Origin of the sequence: Chitinophaga sp., assembly GCF_019236475.1 — a bacterium.
Classification (GTDB): Bacteria; Bacteroidota; Bacteroidia; order Chitinophagales; family Chitinophagaceae; genus Chitinophaga.
In genome coordinates, this window is sequence record NZ_JAFAIX010000012.1 from 697,766 (window position 1) to 716,793 (window position 19,028).

At 44.4% G+C, this 19,028-nt stretch carries 18 protein-coding genes; 5 read left to right on the forward strand and 13 right to left on the reverse strand.

The window, feature by feature from the left end; all coding sequences use genetic code 11:
* Positions 1 to 2 precede the first annotated feature (2 nt).
* A complete protein-coding gene (locus tag JO154_RS19060; protein ID WP_291948459.1) occupies positions 3 to 1,466 on the forward strand; it encodes an ATP-binding protein in 1,464 nt (487 codons plus the stop codon).
* 30 nt (positions 1,467 to 1,496) lie between these two features.
* Complete coding sequence (locus JO154_RS19065; protein WP_291948461.1) at positions 1,497 to 2,180, forward strand: response regulator transcription factor; 684 nt, start codon at positions 1,497 to 1,499, stop codon at positions 2,178 to 2,180.
* A 5-nt stretch (positions 2,181 to 2,185) separates the two neighbouring features.
* Here the strand turns inward: JO154_RS19065 and JO154_RS19070 are convergent, their stop codons facing one another.
* The gene (locus tag JO154_RS19070; RefSeq protein WP_291948463.1) at positions 2,186 to 3,034 is read right to left on the reverse strand and encodes a histidine kinase; all 849 of its coding nucleotides are present in this window, start codon (positions 3,032 to 3,034) and stop codon (positions 2,186 to 2,188) included.
* Positions 3,035 to 3,120: 86 nt separating this feature from the next.
* Here JO154_RS19070 and pheS point away from each other — a divergent pair, with 86 nt between their 5' ends.
* The 3 genes from pheS to JO154_RS19085 are packed head-to-tail and all read left to right on the forward strand — an operon-like array spanning position 3,121 to position 6,051.
* The gene (gene pheS / locus JO154_RS19075; RefSeq protein ID WP_291948464.1) at positions 3,121 to 4,149 is read left to right on the forward strand and encodes a phenylalanine--tRNA ligase subunit alpha; all 1,029 of its coding nucleotides are present in this window, start codon (positions 3,121 to 3,123) and stop codon (positions 4,147 to 4,149) included.
* Positions 4,150 to 4,161: 12 nt separating this feature from the next.
* Positions 4,162 to 5,010, forward strand: a complete 849-nt coding sequence (locus JO154_RS19080; RefSeq protein WP_291948466.1) for a 3-hydroxyacyl-CoA dehydrogenase NAD-binding domain-containing protein — start codon at positions 4,162 to 4,164, stop codon at positions 5,008 to 5,010.
* Between the two features lie 57 nt (positions 5,011 to 5,067).
* Positions 5,068 to 6,051 carry an NAD-dependent epimerase/dehydratase family protein gene (locus JO154_RS19085; RefSeq protein ID WP_291948468.1) on the forward strand — a complete coding sequence of 328 codons (984 nt, stop codon included), beginning with the start codon at positions 5,068 to 5,070 and terminating at the stop codon, positions 6,049 to 6,051.
* Here the strand turns inward: JO154_RS19085 and JO154_RS19090 are convergent.
* The 12 genes from JO154_RS19090 to JO154_RS19145 form a co-directional block, all read right to left on the reverse strand.
* Positions 6,037 to 6,711: a hypothetical protein gene (locus JO154_RS19090; protein WP_291948469.1), complete on the reverse strand. Its 675-nt coding sequence runs from the start codon at positions 6,709 to 6,711 to the stop codon at positions 6,037 to 6,039. The genes JO154_RS19085 and JO154_RS19090 overlap by 15 nt on opposite strands.
* A gap of 111 nt (positions 6,712 to 6,822) precedes the next feature.
* Positions 6,823 to 7,770 carry a UDP-3-O-(3-hydroxymyristoyl)glucosamine N-acyltransferase gene (locus JO154_RS19095; protein WP_291948471.1) on the reverse strand — a complete coding sequence of 316 codons (948 nt, stop codon included), beginning with the start codon at positions 7,768 to 7,770 and terminating at the stop codon, positions 6,823 to 6,825.
* Positions 7,771 to 8,240: 470 nt separating this feature from the next.
* Positions 8,241 to 9,599: an oxygen-independent coproporphyrinogen III oxidase gene (hemN, locus tag JO154_RS19100; RefSeq protein WP_291948472.1), complete on the reverse strand. Its 1,359-nt coding sequence runs from the start codon at positions 9,597 to 9,599 to the stop codon at positions 8,241 to 8,243.
* 5 nt (positions 9,600 to 9,604) lie between these two features.
* Positions 9,605 to 10,315 carry a sulfite exporter TauE/SafE family protein gene (locus JO154_RS19105; RefSeq protein ID WP_291948474.1) on the reverse strand — a complete coding sequence of 237 codons (711 nt, stop codon included), beginning with the start codon at positions 10,313 to 10,315 and terminating at the stop codon, positions 9,605 to 9,607.
* A 4-nt stretch (positions 10,316 to 10,319) separates the two neighbouring features.
* A complete protein-coding gene (locus JO154_RS19110; protein ID WP_291948476.1) occupies positions 10,320 to 10,757 on the reverse strand; it encodes a FixH family protein in 438 nt (145 codons plus the stop codon).
* Positions 10,758 to 10,788: 31 nt separating this feature from the next.
* Entirely contained in the window at positions 10,789 to 12,177 is a 1,389-nt protein-coding gene (ccoG, locus tag JO154_RS19115; RefSeq protein WP_291948478.1) for a cytochrome c oxidase accessory protein CcoG, read from the reverse strand.
* 3 nt (positions 12,178 to 12,180) lie between these two features.
* Positions 12,181 to 13,245, reverse strand: coding sequence for a cbb3-type cytochrome c oxidase N-terminal domain-containing protein (locus JO154_RS19120; RefSeq protein ID WP_291948480.1), 1,065 nt, complete (start codon positions 13,243 to 13,245; stop codon positions 12,181 to 12,183).
* Between the two features lie 5 nt (positions 13,246 to 13,250).
* The gene (locus JO154_RS19125; RefSeq protein WP_291948482.1) at positions 13,251 to 13,421 is read right to left on the reverse strand and encodes a CcoQ/FixQ family Cbb3-type cytochrome c oxidase assembly chaperone; all 171 of its coding nucleotides are present in this window, start codon (positions 13,419 to 13,421) and stop codon (positions 13,251 to 13,253) included.
* A 12-nt stretch (positions 13,422 to 13,433) separates the two neighbouring features.
* Positions 13,434 to 15,578 carry a cytochrome-c oxidase, cbb3-type subunit I gene (gene ccoN, locus JO154_RS19130; protein ID WP_291948484.1) on the reverse strand — a complete coding sequence of 715 codons (2,145 nt, stop codon included), beginning with the start codon at positions 15,576 to 15,578 and terminating at the stop codon, positions 13,434 to 13,436.
* Between the two features lie 32 nt (positions 15,579 to 15,610).
* On the reverse strand, positions 15,611 to 15,802 hold the full coding sequence (ccoS, locus tag JO154_RS19135) for a cbb3-type cytochrome oxidase assembly protein CcoS (RefSeq protein WP_291948486.1): 192 nt from the start codon (positions 15,800 to 15,802) through the stop codon (positions 15,611 to 15,613).
* Between the two features lie 161 nt (positions 15,803 to 15,963).
* On the reverse strand, positions 15,964 to 18,399 hold the full coding sequence (locus JO154_RS19140) for a heavy metal translocating P-type ATPase metal-binding domain-containing protein (protein WP_291948488.1): 2,436 nt from the start codon (positions 18,397 to 18,399) through the stop codon (positions 15,964 to 15,966).
* The gene (locus JO154_RS19145) at positions 18,399 to 18,953 is read right to left on the reverse strand and encodes a hypothetical protein (RefSeq protein ID WP_291948490.1); all 555 of its coding nucleotides are present in this window, start codon (positions 18,951 to 18,953) and stop codon (positions 18,399 to 18,401) included. Before JO154_RS19145 ends, JO154_RS19140 begins: the two co-directional genes overlap by 1 nt.
* Positions 18,954 to 19,028: the final 75 nt, after the last annotated feature.

Genomic DNA, 19,028 nt, shown 5'->3' on the forward strand with positions numbered 1-19,028 from the left:
TCATGCGTCAGCGTATTAGAATTACTCTTACCCTCATGATAATTTGTATACTTGGAATTTTTCTATTCCAGGGATACTGGTTATACAATTCCTATCGATTTAACGAAGACCAGTTCAGTCGCGAAATAAGTGATGCGTTGCGCAGTGCTACATTCTTTCAAAGATATTCAGACGCTCGCCGATACATAAGGTACTATGTAAAGGACCAAGATTCTTTAAAAAAACCTATAAAAGGTTATGTGATGATGATGGAAGAGCTGGGCACTCCAAAGGATAATCGCCCGCCTGGAGCTCCTCCTGCCCGAATTGTAAAAGTCAAACCGATGGCCAGACAGGAAGGAGATATCATCTCCTCACCGTCACGCCTAAACGGAGATACCATGGCCCGCCAGATTTCAGAAATCATTATCACCAATCATAACAGAGATAGTGATAGTGCCGTTCTGGCAAGGGTGGACTCTGCATTTAAATCAGAGCTTAACAGCAGACAGATTACAACTAGGTATAAACTCGATACCTTTCACATGAACTTCAGCGGTCTTGAAAGAGGGAGTTTCAAAGACAGCATCCGTCGTAGAATGCCTAATAGAACCAGGAAGGTTCCTGTTAAAGAAGGTAGTAACTTGTTTGTGCAAGCAACTTTTGAATCGCCACTTCAGTTTGTTATCCAGAAGATGCTCTGGACATTGATTGCTTCTTTAGTGCTAATGATACTTACAGTGCTTTCTTTCGTTTATATGCTTCGCACAATTTTAAAACAAAAGAGATTATCTGAAGTTAAAAATGACTTCATCAACAACATGACACATGAGCTGAAAACACCTATTGCTACTGTGTCTGCGGCTGTTGAAGCCTTACAACATTTCAACGCGTTGAACGATCCGGAAAAGACCGCTCGTTATCTCAATACATCAAAACAAGAACTGCAACGATTATCTGATCTCGTGGAAAAAGTATTGCACATCGCTACGGAAGAAAAAGAAGAGATCGAATTATTTCGAGAAGAAACCGATCTAAATGAAATTATAGATAACATATTATCCAATCATCAGCTTAAATCCAATTCGTTACAGTTACGATATGACAACAATCTAAAAAGGGAAACTGTTTACTTGGATAAAACACATATTGCAAATGCCATCAACAACCTAGTGGATAATGCCATTAAATATTCCGGAGAAAAGCCTTATGTTCATATCCAGGTATGGGAAGAAAAAGGGATGTTGAAGATTCGCGTGAAAGACAATGGAATCGGCATTCCCCGCTCTTATCAAGAAAGTATTTTCGACAAATTTTTTAGGGTGCCAACAGGAAATTTACACAAAGTAAAAGGCTTTGGTCTTGGCCTTAGTTATGTCCGAAAAATTGTGGAGTTACATGGTGGCACAATTGCTGTACATAGCGAACCCGACAAAGGCAGTGAGTTTGTGATTACCATTCCGGCAACTAAATCTGCAATAAAATAATTTTAGCGCAATTTTGATTCAACCTAGATTATGGCAAAAGTATTACTGATAGAAGATGAATCGCAACTCGGTGAGATTGTAAAAGACAGTCTTGAAATGAGAGGTTTCCACATGTTATATGCTTCCGATGGAAAAGAAGGCCTGCAGTTGTTTCAGCAGGAACGTCCAGATGTGGTAGTCCTAGATATTATGATGCCCAATATGGACGGCTTTACGGTGACTACAGAGATCAGGAAACTGGATAAATATACTCCTATCATCTTCCTTACTGCAAAATCGCAGACAGCAGATGTAGTGAAAGGATTTGAATTGGGAGGAAATGATTATCTGAAGAAACCTTTCAGCATGGATGAGTTGATTGTTCGTATCAAGGCGCTGCTCAAGCGTTTTGATGATCAGCCGCCCCGCAATTTGGAAGAAGGCGCTGTAACAATCGGACAGTATATGTTCAATTATGCAAAGCAGACGCTCACCCGCAATAGCAACACCGAATTCCTCTCCCATCGTGAAGCGGAAATTTTAAAACGCTTGTATGATAACCGGAATGAAGTGATGGAGAGAAAGACTGTACTGCTGGACCTTTGGGGAGATGATAACTTCTTCAATGCACGCAGTATGGACGTGTTTATTACCAAACTGAGGAGATATCTGAAAGATGATAGTCGCATTCAGATTGTTAATATCAGAGGGGTGGGTTATAAGCTGATATTCTAGCCTGTTTAGGCACTCATGATAGCGGTCATTTCCGGGTTTACTTCGAAATCAATACAAACCCGGGTGCCGCCAGGAGCATTGTTTTCATCTGTTAGGTCTTCGATTTCAAGATTGCATTTGGAGTTGAAAGAGCTGCGATAAAGTTCAATCCTTTCCATACATATTTCCATTCCTTTGGACTGATGGGCGCCTGCTTTCAGGTCCACATTACAGCGCAATGCAGCCAGGTTTCTGCCTATACCATTATCTTCCACTTCGCAGCGGAGCATATTATCTTGTGGGATACTCCAGCGCACTTGCAGGTGTTTATCTCCATCTTTTGCCATGAGACCGTGCCATATGGCGTTTTCCAGGAAAGGCTGTACCAGCATGCCCGGCAGCAGGGTGTTGTCTGGGTCAATAGCAGGATCGATGGAGAAGTTATAGTCGAATGCCTCGCTGGTGCGGAGTCGTTCTAGTTTGAGATAATATTCGAGGATTTCCATTTCTTCTTTCAGGCTGATGAGACTGCGGCTGGAATGCATGAGCACCATCCGCAGCAATCGGGCAAATCCTGAAATATATTCCTTGGCGCGGGTATTTTCTCCCGTTACCACGGCACTGTGGATGCCATTGAGGCAATTGAACACAAAATGTGGGTTTATCTGCGATTTTAGGGACACCAGTTTCATTTGTGCCAACTGTTGCCGGAGCAAAGAAACTTCGGTGGAGAGGAAAGTATTCCTGCGCTCGAAGGCCTCAGCACGGGACAAAGCGATCTTCAGTTCCCGGCGGCTGCGGAGGAAAAGAACGATAAATACAGCCATTCCGGCTGAAAGTAGTACTAGTAGCAGGGTGTAAAGCTCGACAGACATACAGCGAATTACGATTGAAAATATACGACTTTTAGCCTGTTTTATCACTTTGCGGAAGATGCGCTAAACACTTATCTTTGTTGTTTATGGAACAGTTAGTACAGCAAATAGCGGCCCACAAGGAAGAAATATTGGCCTTTACGCCAGCCAACGCCGCGGATCTGGAGCAATACCGCATCAAATTTCTGGGTACCAAAGGTATCGTCAAAGCCCTTTTTGGGGAAATGAAGCAGGTGCCCAACGACCGTAAGAAAGAATTTGGACAGATATTAAACGAGTTTAAACAACTGGCAGAATCCAGGTATGAGCAATTCAGCGAGCTGAAAGATGCTGTTGGTGCCGATACCGAGGATATCGACTATACTTTGCCGGCTGCCCCTCACAGGTTGGGTACCCGTCATCCTATTAGCCTAGTAAGAAATAAAATCATCCAGATCTTCGAAAGACTGGGCTTTACCATTGCGGAAGGTCCGGAAATCGAAGACGATTGGCATAACTTCACCGCGCTGAACTTGCCGGAAAACCATCCTGCCCGTGATATGCAGGATACTTTCTTCATCAGTAAGAATCCAGACTGGCTCCTGAGAACGCAGACTTCCTCCGCACAAGTACGTGTGATGGAAGAAGGAAAATTGCCTATTCGTATTATCAGCCCAGGCCGTGTGTACAGAAATGAAACCATTTCAGCCCGTGCACACTGCTTCTTCCACCAGGTGGAAGGTCTCTATATCGACGAAAACGTGTCTTTCGCAGACCTGAAACAAACACTCTATCACTTTGTGAAAGAAATGTTTGGTGAGAATACCGCCATTCGCTTCCGTCCATCTTACTTCCCATTCACAGAGCCAAGCGCAGAAATGGATATTTCCTGCTTTATCTGTGGTGGTACCGGCTGTAATGTTTGTAAACATACTGGCTGGGTAGAAATCCTCGGTTGCGGAATGGTGCACCCTAAAGTGCTCGCCAATTGCGGTATTGATCCGGAAAAATATACAGGCTTTGCCTTCGGTATGGGGATTGAACGTATCACCATGCTCAAATACCAGATTAAAGACCTCCGTTTGTTCTCAGAAAACGATACCCGTTTCCTGGAACAGTTTCAGGGGACAGTATAAAGCAATTCCCATATGATTCAAACCATCGCAGTATGCGGCGCCGGTACCATGGGCGCCGGAATTGCACAGGTAGCCGCTAACAGCGGATTTGCTACTATCTTATTTGACATCGCTCCAGCGATGTTGGACAGGGCCAAAGCTCAAATTGAAAAGAGCCTGGCCCTGGCTGTTGATAAGGGAAGACTGAGCGCGGAAGACAAAGAAAAAACGTTGAAAAATCTTCGATATACAAATAATATCGAAGACTGTATCGCAGATGTCATCATTGAAGCCATCGTGGAGAAACCGGAAGCTAAATCTTCCTTGTTCAACCAACTGGCCGAATTCAATCACACCGATACCATCTTCGCGACGAACACCTCTTCCCTTTCTGTATCAACAATTGCTGCTTCAGTGGCAGTAAATCCATCCAGGGTAGTAGGGATGCACTTTTTCAATCCTGCCCATGCGATGAAACTGGTTGAAGTAGTATCCGGCTCGCAGACGTCTGAAATAGCGGCCAACACTATATTTGCGCTTGCCAAACAAATGGGTAAAACCCCGGTAAACGTTAAAGATTCTCCTGGTTTTATTGTGAATCGTGTGGCCAGACATTATTACCTGGAAGCCATGACAATTGCAGAAGATGGATTGGCAGATTTCAGTGCCATTGATAATTTGCTGGAAGCAGCAGGTTTCAGAATGGGGCCTTTCGCATTGATGGATCTTATCGGGAATGATATTAATCTAGCGGTATCACAGTCGCTCTATGATGCTTTTCAACATGCGCCGCGTTTTAAGCCTAACCGACTGCAAGAACAACGAGTAAAAGAAGGGAAACTTGGCCGGAAAACAGGACTCGGTTTCTATCGCTACGAGTAATATCCTACAAACTGCCTATTTTTGGGCCTCCTATATTGTATAAAAGAATTTCTTCTCATGATTTTAGTAACCGGCGGAACTGGTCTTTTAGGTAGTCATCTTATTCGTTCATTGGTGGAGGCAGGCAAACCTGTGCGTGCAATTTACCGCAAGGAACCGGCTGCGCAACTGGAGGATATCCGCCACAAAATTGAATGGGTACAAGGTGATATCTTGGATGTAGTTGGCCTGGAAGAAGTGATGGAAGGCATTAAGCAGGTGTATCATTGTGCGGGTATGGTATCTTTTGCACCTGGCAATAATAGCCTGAGAAAAGTGAATGTAGAAGGCACTGCCAATGTAGTGAATATTGCACTGGATGCAGGTGTGGAAAAACTCGTGCATGTCAGTTCCGTAGCTGCCCTTGGAAGAGCCAAAGACGGTGAACATATCAGCGAAGAGAGTGAATGGGTGCCTAGCAAGCATAATTCCCAATATGCAGTGAGTAAGTTTGATGGTGAGCTGGAAGTATGGAGAGGTATAGCAGAAGGGCTACCGGCTGCTATTGTAAACCCTTCCATTATTCTTGGTAGCGGTTTCTGGGAAGATGGTTCCAGCGCAATTTTCAAGAATGTTTATAAAGAATTCCCTTACTATACCAGAGGCGTTAATGGGTTTGTAGATGTCAGAGATGTAGCCAAAGCGATGATCATGCTGATGGATGCACCGGTGTCTGGCCAACGTTTTATCCTTTCTGCCGATAACTGGAGCTACAAGGACCTGTTTACTTCCATGGCTAATGCTTTACATCGTAAACCGCCTGTAAAAGAAGCGACTCCGTTTATGACGGGGTTGGTATGGCGAGTAGAGAGACTAAAGCAGATGTTTGGAGGCAAGTCTCCCCTTATCACCAAAGAAACAGCACATACGGCACAGTTGAAGGTCTATTATGACAACAGTAAAATTCAGCAATTCCTGCCGGAATTCCATTTCCGTTCCTTGGAGACGACCATTGCGGAAACCTGTCAGGATTACCTGAGAGACCACTCATCGCAGCAGTAGAGTGCCGATAGCGGCTGCAATTACATTGGAAGTATATTCATCCAGGTCGTTTCTGACCCATATTCTTGGCATTTTGCCGGGGATAACAGCCGCTATATCCTTCTTCCCTTTTCTGAATACGTAACAGATATTTTCGTAGGAATTTACCTTCCCGAAGTAATTATTTGCGGAGACACGGATACTCTCCCCTTCCGTGCGCAATATACCAGCAGGTTTATTGTCATTTAAGTCCATGTACGCAGACGGTTTCAATATCAATTCCCAACGTTTTAAGGGGGCATTTTTGGTGTCTGAGAACAGGGCGTACCAGAATATCGCCTTATCAGATTCTCGGTCCAAATAGTCCGGTAAATCGCGGTTGAGGAAGGCGATATGAGAGATCTCCATTGCTTGTACCGCTATACGGGTACCTTTTCCGGAGATGGTGAAGTTGAATGCATTTTTAGGGGCGGTGATATTTCCGGTGATGCGTTCATCTACCCCATTTTTGCGGGAGGAGGTGTTATAGGGACCGTAAGTGATGGTTTTGGCGGTAAACCAGCCGTCGTCTATGGTGATATGCCACAGGTTAACAGAGTCGTACAGATCGTCGTGGGGAGTGCGTTGGGCACTGGCTACAGCGCTTATTAACAGCAGCCAGGCAGCGAGGAGATATCTCATAAAACACTTTTAAAAACAAAGGGGGCTGACCTAAAGGTAATGCAACACAATCGTAATATCTGTTGGATTATCTTTTGCCAGCCCCGAATGTAATATATTTTATGGCTGAGATCAGGAGAGATGTTTAATCTTTTCCCAGATTTCAGGGATACGTTTGATCCATGCCAGTTCTTTCTTTTTATAGCGGGCATCTTCAGCAGGAGTACCGAAGTATACTTTGCCACCTTCCAGGGAGCTTGGAACGCCACTTTGTGCAAGTACTATTGCGTTCTTACCGATCACTAGATCTTTAGAAACGCCTACTTGACCCCAGAGGATTACATTGTCTTCGATCAGTGCTTTACCACCGATACCTACCTGTGCAGCAAAGAGACAGTTCTTACCCACAACGGTACCATGACCGATATGGATCATGTTATCGAATTTAGTACCACGACCGATGATGGTATCGCCACTCACGCCTTTGTCGATGGTGCAACCGGCTCCTATTTCCACATCATCTTCGATGATAACCCTTCCACAGCTTTCCAGTTTATCGTACATCACTTCTCTATCTGCTCTTTTCTTGAAGTAAAAAGCATCCGCACCGATGATAGTACCTGCATGGATGATAACATTATCACCGATAACAGAGTGGTCGTAGATGGTTACATTTGGATGGATAAGACAGTTGCGACCAATACGCACATGATTGCCAATGAATACGTTAGGCTGAATAACAGTGCCTTCACCTATCACAGCGGTATCACTGATTGCTTTAGTGGCAGGTTCAAAAGGGCGGAAATGTTTTACGAGTTTTACATAGGCACTGAAAGGATCGTTCAGTACAAGTAAAGCCTTCCCATCCGGGCATTCAACTTTCTTGTTGATGATGATAATGGTTGCTGCGGAATTCAGACTGGCAGCATAGTATTTTTCAAAGTCTACAAAGGAGATATCTCCAGGAGTAACCTTATGTATTTCGTTGATGCCGGTGGCCATCAACTGGGTGTTGCCAACCAGCTCTGCGCCTATCAGTGATGCGATTTCCGTTACGGCAACAGGTGCTTCGAACTTCATATGATCTGAGTTATGGAATTATAATAAAGTGGAACAAAGGTAGTAAATCAGTATGTGTAAAGATGATTTTCTGAGAGGAAGTTGATGATGTTTTCAAAGATGCATTCTGTTGTTATCCACAATTATTTTAGTAGTGTGAATAAAATTTTTTGTAAAATTTTTCTTTTGTCATGAAATTCTTTTTAATATTGTGTAGGGAATTTTGTTTCCCTGTACTTACTAACCCATTCACATAATAAGAAAGTCTGATTGTATACACGGTCAGACTTTTTTTATTGCCTCTGAAATCCGCTACAGCACTACGTTTCATCAGATCACATTTTTCACTGCATATAAAAGTGGTTACACTTTGCCTCCTGATTTCATCCAGAAAGGTGATTGAGCTTTCGGACATCACAAAAGCCGGGAAGCCCGATTTTTTAAAATTGGATTAAAAAATCGGGCTTATCCGGCAGCATTTATAGTCAGGATTAAATAGCGCTGCTAAATAATTGGGTGGCGGGTAATTTTCGCCATAATCTCGCATCAAAAGCCATACAGATATTTCTTATAAACGTTCTGCCGGCAGGTGTTACAGCTACTTTATCTGGTATTACGGAAACGAGTCCGTCATGTTCGAGTTCCTGTAGTCTGTCTATTCCTTCAATCACTGCATCACACTGTGTATCCGCCTTGCGCCAGCTTGTTTCAAAGTTGCACATTAGGTCGTGGATATGTTTTCTGATGAGGAGGTCTTCGTTGGTGAGAATATGCCCTCTTGTAACTGGAAACTCTCCTTTGTTTACTTTTTCCTGGTAAGCAGTAGTACTCTTTTCATTTTGTGCATATGCATACCAGTTATCGCCGATTGAAGATGCACCTAATCCCACCAAGAGGGTTGTGTGCAACACAGTATAACCCATGAAGTTACGGTGCAATATGCCAGCGTTCCATGCGGTGTACAATTCGTCTCCCGGTAGGGCAAAATGGTCCATACCAATCTCCGTATACCCCGCTGCTGTGAATAATTCCCTTCCTTTCTCATACAATCTTCTTTTCTCCGCATCCTTAGGAAGGTCCGCTTCATCATACTTGCGTTGACCTACACCTTTCACCCAAGGAACATGTGCATAACTATAGAAAGAAATCCTATCCGGACGCAGTTGCATTACTTTTTCAATGGTATCCGTTACACTCTCTATGGTTTGCAGTGGCAAGCCATAAATCAAATCAAAATTGATAGAAGTAAAACCTGTTTCACGGGCATGCTTCATTACAGTTTCCACTGTTTCAAAGGGTTGTATACGATTGATGATCTCTTGTACTTTCGGATCGAAGTCTTGTATACCTAAGCTCACTCTTCTGAAGCCAAATTGATATAACAGCTCCAGGTGCTCCCTGGTAGTATTGTTTGGATGGCCTTCAAAGCTGAGTGCAGCATCTGGCATTAGCTCCGCAGTGTCGAAAATTCCTTTCAGCAACTGCCCCAGGTTGGTGGCACTGAAAAAGGTAGGAGTACCACCACCCAGATGTAATTCCCGGATACGCGGTTTGCCACCAAAGACATCGGTATACAGTTTCCATTCTTTCAGCAGCGTAGCGATATAAGGCTCTTCTACCTGATGATTGATGGTGATATGTTTGTTACAGCCGCAGTAAGTGCAAAGCTTCTCACAGAAAGGCAAATGGATATATAAACTCATACCTTCCTTTTCATTGGACTCGTCAAAAGATTTTTTTAGCAGAGCCTTCCATTGATCGAGGTGAAAAGTAGTTTCGTCCCAGTAAGGAACGGTAGGATAACTGGTATATCGTGGTGCTGCCACATTATATTTCTGTAGTAGACTCATGGTGGTTATGGTTTATGACAGTGTATGTAGGTCCTGTCTGGCGTACTGCTGAGGATTGGACTGATATAAGGTATGCCGAGATTCATCCCGCGCATGATCAACAGAATACCCATGACTGCAATCATGTAGGGAACTGCTTTTCTAATTTTATTCCGGACAGGAATACTAAGCAGATGTCCGAACCATGCTGCAGCAGTCATGGCAGGGAGCGTGCCGGCGCCAAATGCTGTCATGAATAGCATCCCTTTTTCTACAGTGCCCGTAGATGTAGCGCCGGCAATTCCCATATATACCAACCCGCAGGGCAACAAACCATTCAAGATTCCGATGGCATACAGTGTACGAAAACGCTGTGCTGCCAATAGGCGGCCCAATTCCGCCTTTATTTTACCTGTAATTACTCCCGGCATGGTTACACGTACCTTGTTGCTGCCCGCAATAAAATTGAGCAATACGGCGGCCAATAGGAGTAATCCCATGGTGACAGACAACCGTTGTTGAAAGCCCGCCATTACCACCTGTTTTCCCATCCATCCAAACAATCCTCCTAGTAATGCGTAGGTGCTAATTCTGCCGGCGTTGTACAACAGTATTCCTGCCATTTTACGACCGCCTTCCAGGTGTCTGACTGGTAAGGTGAGGGCAATAGGCCCACACATTCCCACGCAGTGAAAACTGCCTGCAAAGCCGATTAAAAAAGCAGTGAGTGTAAACATGTCGTTAGTTGATATGTAATACCTGTTCTTGGTAATAAGGTTTGTTATTCATTTCCCAACGGATTTTCACTCGGTAATTGCCACGAATGAATTTCTCTCTTCCAACTGTTTGATTACCAGATCCATCTGGTTGAAGTGGTACTTCGAAATCTTTTTTGGAATCAGAAGGTCTGTAGAAGCTAACGGTACCGCTAAAGTTTTGTCCGATCAATTCATGCGGCATAGCGATGTTAACTGCTTCTTCCGGTTGGGTAACTTTCACGGGGGCAGACAATGCTTCTGCATTGTTTCTGCCGTCAATCACTTGTTGGTATTTCAGTTCGTCGCTGTAATAATCCGGTGTTACCATGTCTATTTTGGTACCTATACTCTTGGTCACCAGGGTAAGAATCCCGGCGGCGAAGATGACGAATACGAGTATGATTTTATGTCCCCAGTTCATGATAAATAATTGAAATTGTGTACGATAACTGCTACTCCATTGGACCTGAGAAGGTGGTATTGAAAGTAGCGATCTTTACATTTTGCTGATATAATCCGATACTGACTTTAGACTTTCTACCATTAACAGCCCCTCTTGGCAGCACGATGAAGAATGTCCCCTCTCCTTGCCCTTCTGCTTTCACGGTGATATCTGTTTTGCCTATCATTTCGATGACGCCAGGTTTATTTTCCAGTTTCAGTTGCAGCGGAATACTACCAGTGGTTTTATTGATCAGGATGATGCGGTACAAGTTGGAGATACTGTCTGTTCCTCTTTCTTGGTAGAGCATACCTGCTGTTCTAATCACGGTGCCTGTAACTGGTTTTCGGCTAGACAACATGAACGTGATGACGCCGAGAATAATTACCAGCAGGGTAGTGTAAATTTTCAGTCTGGGTGTAAACCTGAGTTTTTCTTTGTTGGCGATACCATTTTCAGAAGCATAACGGATAAGCCCACGAGGACGCCCGATTTTCTCCATCATAAAATCGCATGCATCGATACAGGCGGTACAATTCACACATTCCAATTGAGTACCGTTCCGTATATCTATCCCCGTGGGACATACCTTCACACACTGATTACAGTCTATACAATCTCCGTCCGCATGGTTTCCGCTTTTACGGTATTTTTCGCGTGGTTCCCCTCTGTTGTAGTCATATGCTACCAGTACAGAGTTTTTATCCAGCAATACGCCTTGTAAACGGCCATAAGGGCAAATAATGGTACATACCTGTTCCCGCATGAAGGCATAAACGCCATAGAACACGCCAGAGAAAATCAGGATGGCGATAAAGCCGCCCATATGTGCCGTTAATGGTTCCGTTATTATTTTTTCCAGTTCCTTCGCGCCGATGATATAGGCGAGGAATATATTCGCAATAAGGAAAGACAACCCATAAAACAAGACATGTTTGGCTGTTTTACGGAGGATCTTATTCATGGTCCAAGGAGCGTTGGCAAGCATTTGTTGTGCCGCAGCATCTCCTTCAATCCAATATTCTATTCTGCGGAACAACATCTCCATGAAGATGGTCTGTGGGCAAGCCCATCCGCAGAAAAGGCGGCCGAAAGCCATTGTAAACAGTACAATGAAGAGAATGAATGCCAACATGGCCAATCCGAAGATGAAGAAGTCCTGTGGCCAGAAAATGGCGCCAAAGAGAATAAACTTACCCTCTAGCACATTCAACATAAACAAGGGCCTGCCATTTATGGAAATAAACGGCAGGCTAAAAAATGCAATGAAATAGAAAATGCTGAGAATAGTGCGGATATTATAGAAACGGCCTTTGGGCTGTTTAGCGAATATCCACTTGCGTTTTCCTTGTTTATCAACTGTGGCTATATGATCTCTAAATGTCGTACTGTCTTCCATCTGCTATTCTTTTTCGCCTTGAGGTGCTTTTGGATTAGGAGGATTACTATTATGTATGGATTTGATGAAACTTGCCAGGAGTGCTATTTGTCTTGGTGAAAAATCTTCTTGCCATGCTTTCATCCCTTTATCAGGCACGCCGTATTTGATGGTTTTAAACACATCGCCGATTTTTCCACCGTGCAGCCAGTAATCATCTGTCAGGTTCGGCCCTACGACACCTTGTCCTTGTGGACCGTGGCAAGGGGCGCAGTTGCTGATAAACAGTTTCTGTCCGCCTGCGATTTCATCTGGGGCGGTCAGTTCCTTCACGTTTGTCTCATTCACGTTATTGGCCGCATTCTTCATGTATTCAGCTTTGGCGGCAGCGGCTTTTTCCTCTGCCATGGCCAGTTCCTGTACTTGTGTAGGAGCAGTGCCGGATACATAACCTCTCCAGAGGTATACTACGGCAAAGGTTATACTGAAATAGAAGCCCCATTTCCACCATGGAGGAGTAGGATTGTTCAGCTCACGGATACCATCGTAGTCGTGACCCATATCTTCCTCTTCTTCAGAGGCAGCATCCACGGTTTTGGTATTATTGAGTTTTTCGAGCCAGTTAATACGTGGTTTTCCTGGAACAGTCGCTTTTGCTGCTTTGCGTTTACGTTTGATGCCTACCAGGATTTTCAGGGTAATCAGCAAGCTGATGATCACCAGGATTTCCAGGAAGATAACGGATACCAGTACCCAGAGAGATGTTTTTGATAGAAGGCCGTTGGTGGCTGTATCCACCAGGGCATCTGCTGCGGATGCTTTGCCGGCGCTCAGCATAGACAGTAAAATAATTCCTGTTGTGATGACAGCCTTTCCGGCATCCTTTTTCATTCTTTCCCTGTAGATTTCCATTGCCCCCATAACAGCATTGCCTAGTACAGCGATGGCGATCAGCAAACCAACGCATACAGTTACCAATACTAGGGCAACAGGGTCTGAAAGTTCTGACGGTTGTGGCTTTCCGTCGGCCATGGCAGGTACGCTGATTAGCGTACCTGCTCCGAATATGATGAGTGATCTGATGTTCATAGATGTTATTTTTCTTCTTGGTCCAGTGGTATACGACTTACATGATCTATCATCCGCTTATCAGTACTGAATGCCAGCCAGGCAGCCACTACAAAGAATATAGAGAATATCAACAGGGATGCAAGCGGATAAATACTAATCCCGGCGATTGACTGCAGATAGTTGATGAATTTCATGATCAGATGTTTTTAAAAGTCAGTTTTTTCTGTTGTTACCACTGGTTTAGGGGCGGATTTGATATCTTTTCCCATGCGTTGCAGATATGCAATCAGTGCCACGATTTCTCTGTCTTTTCCGATAGGCAGCTTATCTTTTTTCAGATTAGCAACGATTTTATCGGCTTGTTCTTCGAGGTCTGCGTTGGCTTTTACTTCATATCCGTCTGGATAAGGAACACCGAGCTTACGCATTACACTGATCATCGCTGGTGTTTTAGCTTTGTCTATCCTGTCTTCAAACAACCAAGGATAAGAAGGCATGATAGAACCAGGCGACATGGAACTTGGATCGAACATGTGGTTAAAGTGCCAGGAGTCTGGATATTTACCACCGATTTTTGCCAAATCCGGACCGGTACGTTTGGAACCCCATTGGAATGGATGGTCATATACAAACTCACCTGCTTTAGAGTATTCGCCATAACGAGCTACTTCGTCGCGGAATGGGCGGATCATCTGAGAGTGGCAGGTATAGCAGCCTTCTCTCAGATAGATATCTCGACCATGTAATTCTAATGGAGTGTAGGGTTTTACACTAGTGATAGTTGGAATATTACTTTTCACAAGGAAGGTTGGTACCATTTCCAGCATACCGCCTACACCTACCACGATCAAACTGAATACAACGAGCTGAATAGGTCTCTGCTCAATCCAGTTATGCCAGTGGCTTTTGCCGTGAGTGGTGATCACTTTAGGCAGTGGTGCAGCTTCTGCTGCTTCATTGGCAACAAATTTACCTTTGCGGATAGTTTTATAAAGGTTGACCATCGCCAATATCAGACCGCTCACGTAAAGGAGTCCGCCTACTGCACGCAGTGCGTACATTGGAACGATGGCAGTCACTGTTTCCAGGAATTGATATTTCAGTGTACCTTCTTCTGTAAATTGTTTCCACATCATGCTCTGGGTAAATGCAGCCCAGTACAATGGAATCACATAGAAGATAATACCGAGGGTACCGATCCAGAAGTGAAAATTCGCCCATTTGCGGCTATACAGTTCGGTAGAGAATAATCTTGGAATCAGCCAGTAGAGGATACCAAATGTGAGGAATCCGTTCCAGCCGAGGGCACCTACGTGTACGTGTGCAATGGTCCAGTCGGTATAGTGACTGATAGCGTTCACGTTTTTCAAGGAGAGCATTGGTCCTTCGAATGTAGCCATACCGTAGCAAGTGAGGGCCACCACGAAGAATTTCAGAATGGCGTCTTCCCTAACTCTATCCCATGCGCCACGCAGGGTCAGCAAACCATTCAGCATACCACCCCATGATGGAGCAATCAGCATAATGGAGAATACAGTACCGAGAGACTGTGCCCATTCAGGCAATGCAGTATACAGCAGGTGGTGAGGACCTGCCCAGATATATATAAAGATCAGTGACCAGAAGTGAATGATAGACCAACGGTAAGAATATACAGGTCTGTTCGCTGCTTTAGGAACGAAGTAGTACATCAATCCGAGATATGGAGTGGTCAGGAAGAATGCTACCGCATTGTGACCATACCACCACTGTACCAGGGCGTCTTGTACGCCAGCATACCAAGAGTAGCTTTTGAAGAGAGACAGTGGAAACTCAAAGGAGTTAATGATATGCAGCATCGCAATGGCTACCCAGGTACCGATATAGAACCAGATTGCTACGTAGAGATGCGCTTCTCTCCTTTTAAGAATTGTTCCCAGCATATTGGCACCGAATACTACCCAAACGAGGGTAATCGCGATGTCAAATGGCCATTCCAGTTCGGCGTATTCCTTACCGGTAGTATAGCCTAGGAACAATGTGAGTGCTCCTCCTGCGATGATGGCTTGCCATCCCCAGAAATGAATTTTACTCAGCAAATCGCTGAACATTCTCGCTTTACAGAGCCGTTGCAGGGAATAATAAACTCCCATAAAAATACCGTTACCAACAAAGGCGAAAATCACCGCGTTGGTATGTACAGGTCGGAGACGACCGAAAGTAATGGGCGCAAATCCCCCGTTAAGATAAGGAAGAACCAGTTCTGTAGCGGCATACAGACCAGCCAGCATGCCAATTAACCCCCAGAAAACACAGGCGTAAGCAAACCATTTGACCGTTCGGTTGTCGTAGTAGAATTTTTCTAGTGACATAAGTATTGATGGATTGAAGTGCGGAATTACGTTTAGTCTTTACTGTTATCTACTTTATCTTCGAATAACATGCGGTGTGCAGGGGAAAAATCATCTTCAAACTGCCCATGTTTTACCGACCAGATAAAAGCGGCTAAGAATCCGAGTGCAACTGTAAGACTAGCTCCTAGCAAGAGTATGATGACGCCCATAGCAATGGTATTGTTAGTTTTCTGTAGCTTCAAAGCAGCAAGGGATACCCGTTGCCCCGCAAACGTTTAGTTTGCGGGGCCCATTTCAATACGGGCATTAATACTAGTGCTTTGAGGTTGTTACTATGTATTTGTTTCGTGTCGTATACAAAGGTAAGATCAGTCTCTTCGGGGTACTATGACTTTACGCAGTCTCAAACATGATTTTTGTCAGGGATTGCGGCGGCCGCACTCGCAGCGAGTTTCCGACCGCTCAGTTCACTCATGCTATAAGTGAGTAAAATAATGCTGATAGAACTTGCTGGCATCAGTATCGCCGCAATTAAAGGGGATAATAGGCCCTGCACCGCGAAATACAAACCGGTAATATTATATACCAGCGACATGATGAAGCTGATAATAACGATATGTCGGTTAGATTTGCACAGGCGAATAAAGTCTGGCAACAGTTTCAACTGTTCCGCTTCAATAATACCATCGCTGGCAGGTGTGAAGTTGTTGGTACTTTCTGCAACGGAGATACCGGTATCGCTCTGCTTCAGTGCGCCGGCATCATTCAAACCGTCGCCAATCATTAATACTTTCTCTCCTTTTTGTTGCAGGTTGATAATATAATCCAGTTTATCTGCTGGTTTTTGCTCAAATCGCAGGGTGGCACTGGCGCCCATGAGTATACGTAAACTACTGGCTTCTCGAGTGTTATCTCCGGAAAGCACAGATAAATCATAGTGATTGCGTACATGCTCCAACATGCCCCGAATGCCCGGGCGATAACCATTTCGGATGGTGAATAATCCTGCTGGTTTTTCATTGAAGGATACAAACACGATGCTTCCATCCTGTTCTGTTTTCTGCTGAATTCCTACGAATTCGGCACTTCCCATGCGGATGAACAAGTCGTCTACCCAACCACAGATACCTTTCCCCGTGAATTCTCTGAAATCACGAACAGCATAATTATTGGCAACGCCACAATAGTTGCTGATAGCGGTACTCAGCGGATGTAAGGACTGTGCGGCCAGACTACCGATTTTCATTTCCTGGGTAGGTGTCAACGTATCACCGAAGAAACGTACTTCTGTACCTGCTTTGCCAGTGAGGGTACCGGTTTTATCGAATACGATATGTGATGTATTGGCTAGATTCTCAATTGATTGCGCATTTCTCAGGTATAATTTATGACGAGAGAGAATGCGGAGAATATGACCGTTGGTAAAGGAAGACGCCAGCAAAAGTGCACACGGGCATGCAATAATCAGGATGGCAGTAACGGAAGGCCATATACGAGATGGATCTTTTACAGCCCATACAGCGGCGGTTACTACTGCGATCAATAATACTACCCAGGTGAAATACTGGGATAGCAAGTGTACAAAGGAAACATTCGCTTTGCGATTGTCGGAATCCTTGAGTTCATCGCGGTTCCAGAGGCTGGTGAGGTAGCTTTGCGCTACCTCTTTGATGGTGAGAATTTCAATATTCCCACCTACTTGTCTGCCTCCAGCGTATACTATTTCTCCAACGGATTTCTTTACCGGCGCAGCTTCACCAGTTACAAAGCTGTAGTCGATTAAAGCGGAACCGCGGGAAATAATACCGTCTGCCGGAATCAGCTCCTGATGATGAATCAACAGGGTGTCATTCGTTTTGATATCCGGCAATGGTGTAGGTACTTCTTTGCCGTCTTTTATAACGCTGACGGCTATGGGAAAATAGGACGTGTAGTCGCGGTCAAAGGAAAGCCCCTGGTAGGTTTTATCCTGAAGGACTCTTCCGATGAGCATAAAGAAAACAATGCCGGTCATAGAGTCAAAATATCCGGAATGGCCCATGGCTACTTCAGCCAGACTACGGATAAAAGTGACTAATATAGCCAGCACTATAGGCACGTCAATATTGAGAAAACCATGTTTTAATCCACTCCATGCAGATTTGTAGAAAGCCTGTGCACTAAAGAAGAATACAGGCAATGCTAGCACCAGGTTCATGTATTGGAACGTCCGGTTCATGGATGCTTCGGAGTAGTTATCTCCCGTAAAATATTCCGGGAAACTCAACAACATAATATTACCGAAGCAGAACCCGGCCACCCCCAATTGGTAAATCAGTCTGCGTTGTACGCGAGGTTTCTTCGCCTTCATATCATTCAGGCTGATATAAGGCTCATAACCAATAGCAGTGAGCACTTCGGCAATACGGCGTAGCGATGTCTCCCTATTATTATAAATAATTTTCGCTTCTTTCCTGGTAAAGTTGACGGTTACACGTTGTACGCCATTTTCCAGTTTATGAAGGTTTTCCAGCAGCCACAGGCAAGAGCTACAGTGGATTTGCGGGAGGTAAAGAGTAATATGTACTTGGTCCTCATCACTGAATTGAATGAGATGTTGTTGGATCTTTTCATCATCGAGGAAGGCGAATTTATCTTGCCTTACTGCAATACGCTGATTGATACCTGGCTTGGCATTCAGGTCGTAATATTCGCATAAATTGTGCTGGTTAAGCAGTTCGTATACGAGCTTACATCCTGGGCAGCAGAAGGATTTATCTGCCATAACAATCGGATGATCGTTACAATCTTCCCCGCAATGGAAGCAGGCTACATGTGTGTGCGTATTGATATTGGGCATTAGTCGATGCTTGAGGTGTTATTTAATTCATCCTGCTGAACGATGATAGTACCTGGTTTAGTGACGGCCGGGTACAGAATATTTTGTTCGATATAAAGCCATTGCTGCACCAGTTGCTCTAACATATAGAGGTCGCTGATACAGAGTTTATATGAGCTGCTCCATGTTTGCTGAATTTGGTAATTAGCACTTACCTGACGGAGCTTGTGTAGCAGCAGGGTGATTTTCTGGAATGCTTGTCTGATACTTTCGTAGGTGGTTGGTTGTATGCATTTACATTTTTCTTCGAGCAGACATTTTTCACGAATTACAGGATACAGGATGGTGGCTTCTTTGCGGATAACCTGGGAAATTTCGGCGTGCAGCCGGGAGAACAGGAGCTGCTGTATAGTTGCTGATCCTGACACCTTGCTATCGTCCTGGAGTTCCAGGTTGAAATAGGTCATGATTTGATCTGCCGTCTGCTCAATGGGGGTATGAAATTTATGTACCACCACGTCGCATAGGGTAGTCGGGCTGAGTTCATGAAAATTTATAATGGCAAATGCATGCATCAGTTCGGGCAAATTTTTGATAGTACAAATTTACCCGTACCCCGTTGGGGATACAATGACATGTATCAAGGCAAA

What these genes read in the sequence shown, in the direction of transcription:
- ccoN (WP_291948484.1), bottom strand. Translation starts at nt 15,578, where the DNA reads ATGTCACTAGAAAAATTCTACTACGACAACCGAACGGTCAAATGGTTT.
- JO154_RS19070 (WP_291948463.1), bottom strand. Translation starts at nt 3,034, where the DNA reads ATGTCTGTCGAGCTTTACACCCTGCTACTAGTACTACTTTCAGCCGGA.
- ccoG (WP_291948478.1), bottom strand. Translation starts at nt 12,177, where the DNA reads ATGGAAGACAGTACGACATTTAGAGATCATATAGCCACAGTTGATAAA.
- JO154_RS19085 (WP_291948468.1), top strand. Translation starts at nt 5,068, where the DNA reads ATGATTTTAGTAACCGGCGGAACTGGTCTTTTAGGTAGTCATCTTATT.
- JO154_RS19105 (WP_291948474.1), bottom strand. Translation starts at nt 10,315, where the DNA reads ATGTTTACACTCACTGCTTTTTTAATCGGCTTTGCAGGCAGTTTTCAC.
- JO154_RS19095 (WP_291948471.1), bottom strand. Translation starts at nt 7,770, where the DNA reads ATGAAGTTCGAAGCACCTGTTGCCGTAACGGAAATCGCATCACTGATA.
- JO154_RS19110 (WP_291948476.1), bottom strand. Translation starts at nt 10,757, where the DNA reads ATGAACTGGGGACATAAAATCATACTCGTATTCGTCATCTTCGCCGCC.
- JO154_RS19125 (WP_291948482.1), bottom strand. Translation starts at nt 13,421, where the DNA reads ATGAAATTCATCAACTATCTGCAGTCAATCGCCGGGATTAGTATTTAT.
- pheS (WP_291948464.1), top strand. Translation starts at nt 3,121, where the DNA reads ATGGAACAGTTAGTACAGCAAATAGCGGCCCACAAGGAAGAAATATTG.
- JO154_RS19090 (WP_291948469.1), bottom strand. Translation starts at nt 6,711, where the DNA reads ATGAGATATCTCCTCGCTGCCTGGCTGCTGTTAATAAGCGCTGTAGCC.
- JO154_RS19065 (WP_291948461.1), top strand. Translation starts at nt 1,497, where the DNA reads ATGGCAAAAGTATTACTGATAGAAGATGAATCGCAACTCGGTGAGATT.
- JO154_RS19060 (WP_291948459.1), top strand. Translation starts at nt 3, where the DNA reads ATGCGTCAGCGTATTAGAATTACTCTTACCCTCATGATAATTTGTATA.
- JO154_RS19145 (WP_291948490.1), bottom strand. Translation starts at nt 18,953, where the DNA reads ATGCATGCATTTGCCATTATAAATTTTCATGAACTCAGCCCGACTACC.
- JO154_RS19140 (WP_291948488.1), bottom strand. Translation starts at nt 18,399, where the DNA reads ATGCCCAATATCAATACGCACACACATGTAGCCTGCTTCCATTGCGGG.
- JO154_RS19080 (WP_291948466.1), top strand. Translation starts at nt 4,162, where the DNA reads ATGATTCAAACCATCGCAGTATGCGGCGCCGGTACCATGGGCGCCGGA.
- JO154_RS19120 (WP_291948480.1), bottom strand. Translation starts at nt 13,245, where the DNA reads ATGAACATCAGATCACTCATCATATTCGGAGCAGGTACGCTAATCAGC.
- hemN (WP_291948472.1), bottom strand. Translation starts at nt 9,599, where the DNA reads ATGAGTCTACTACAGAAATATAATGTGGCAGCACCACGATATACCAGT.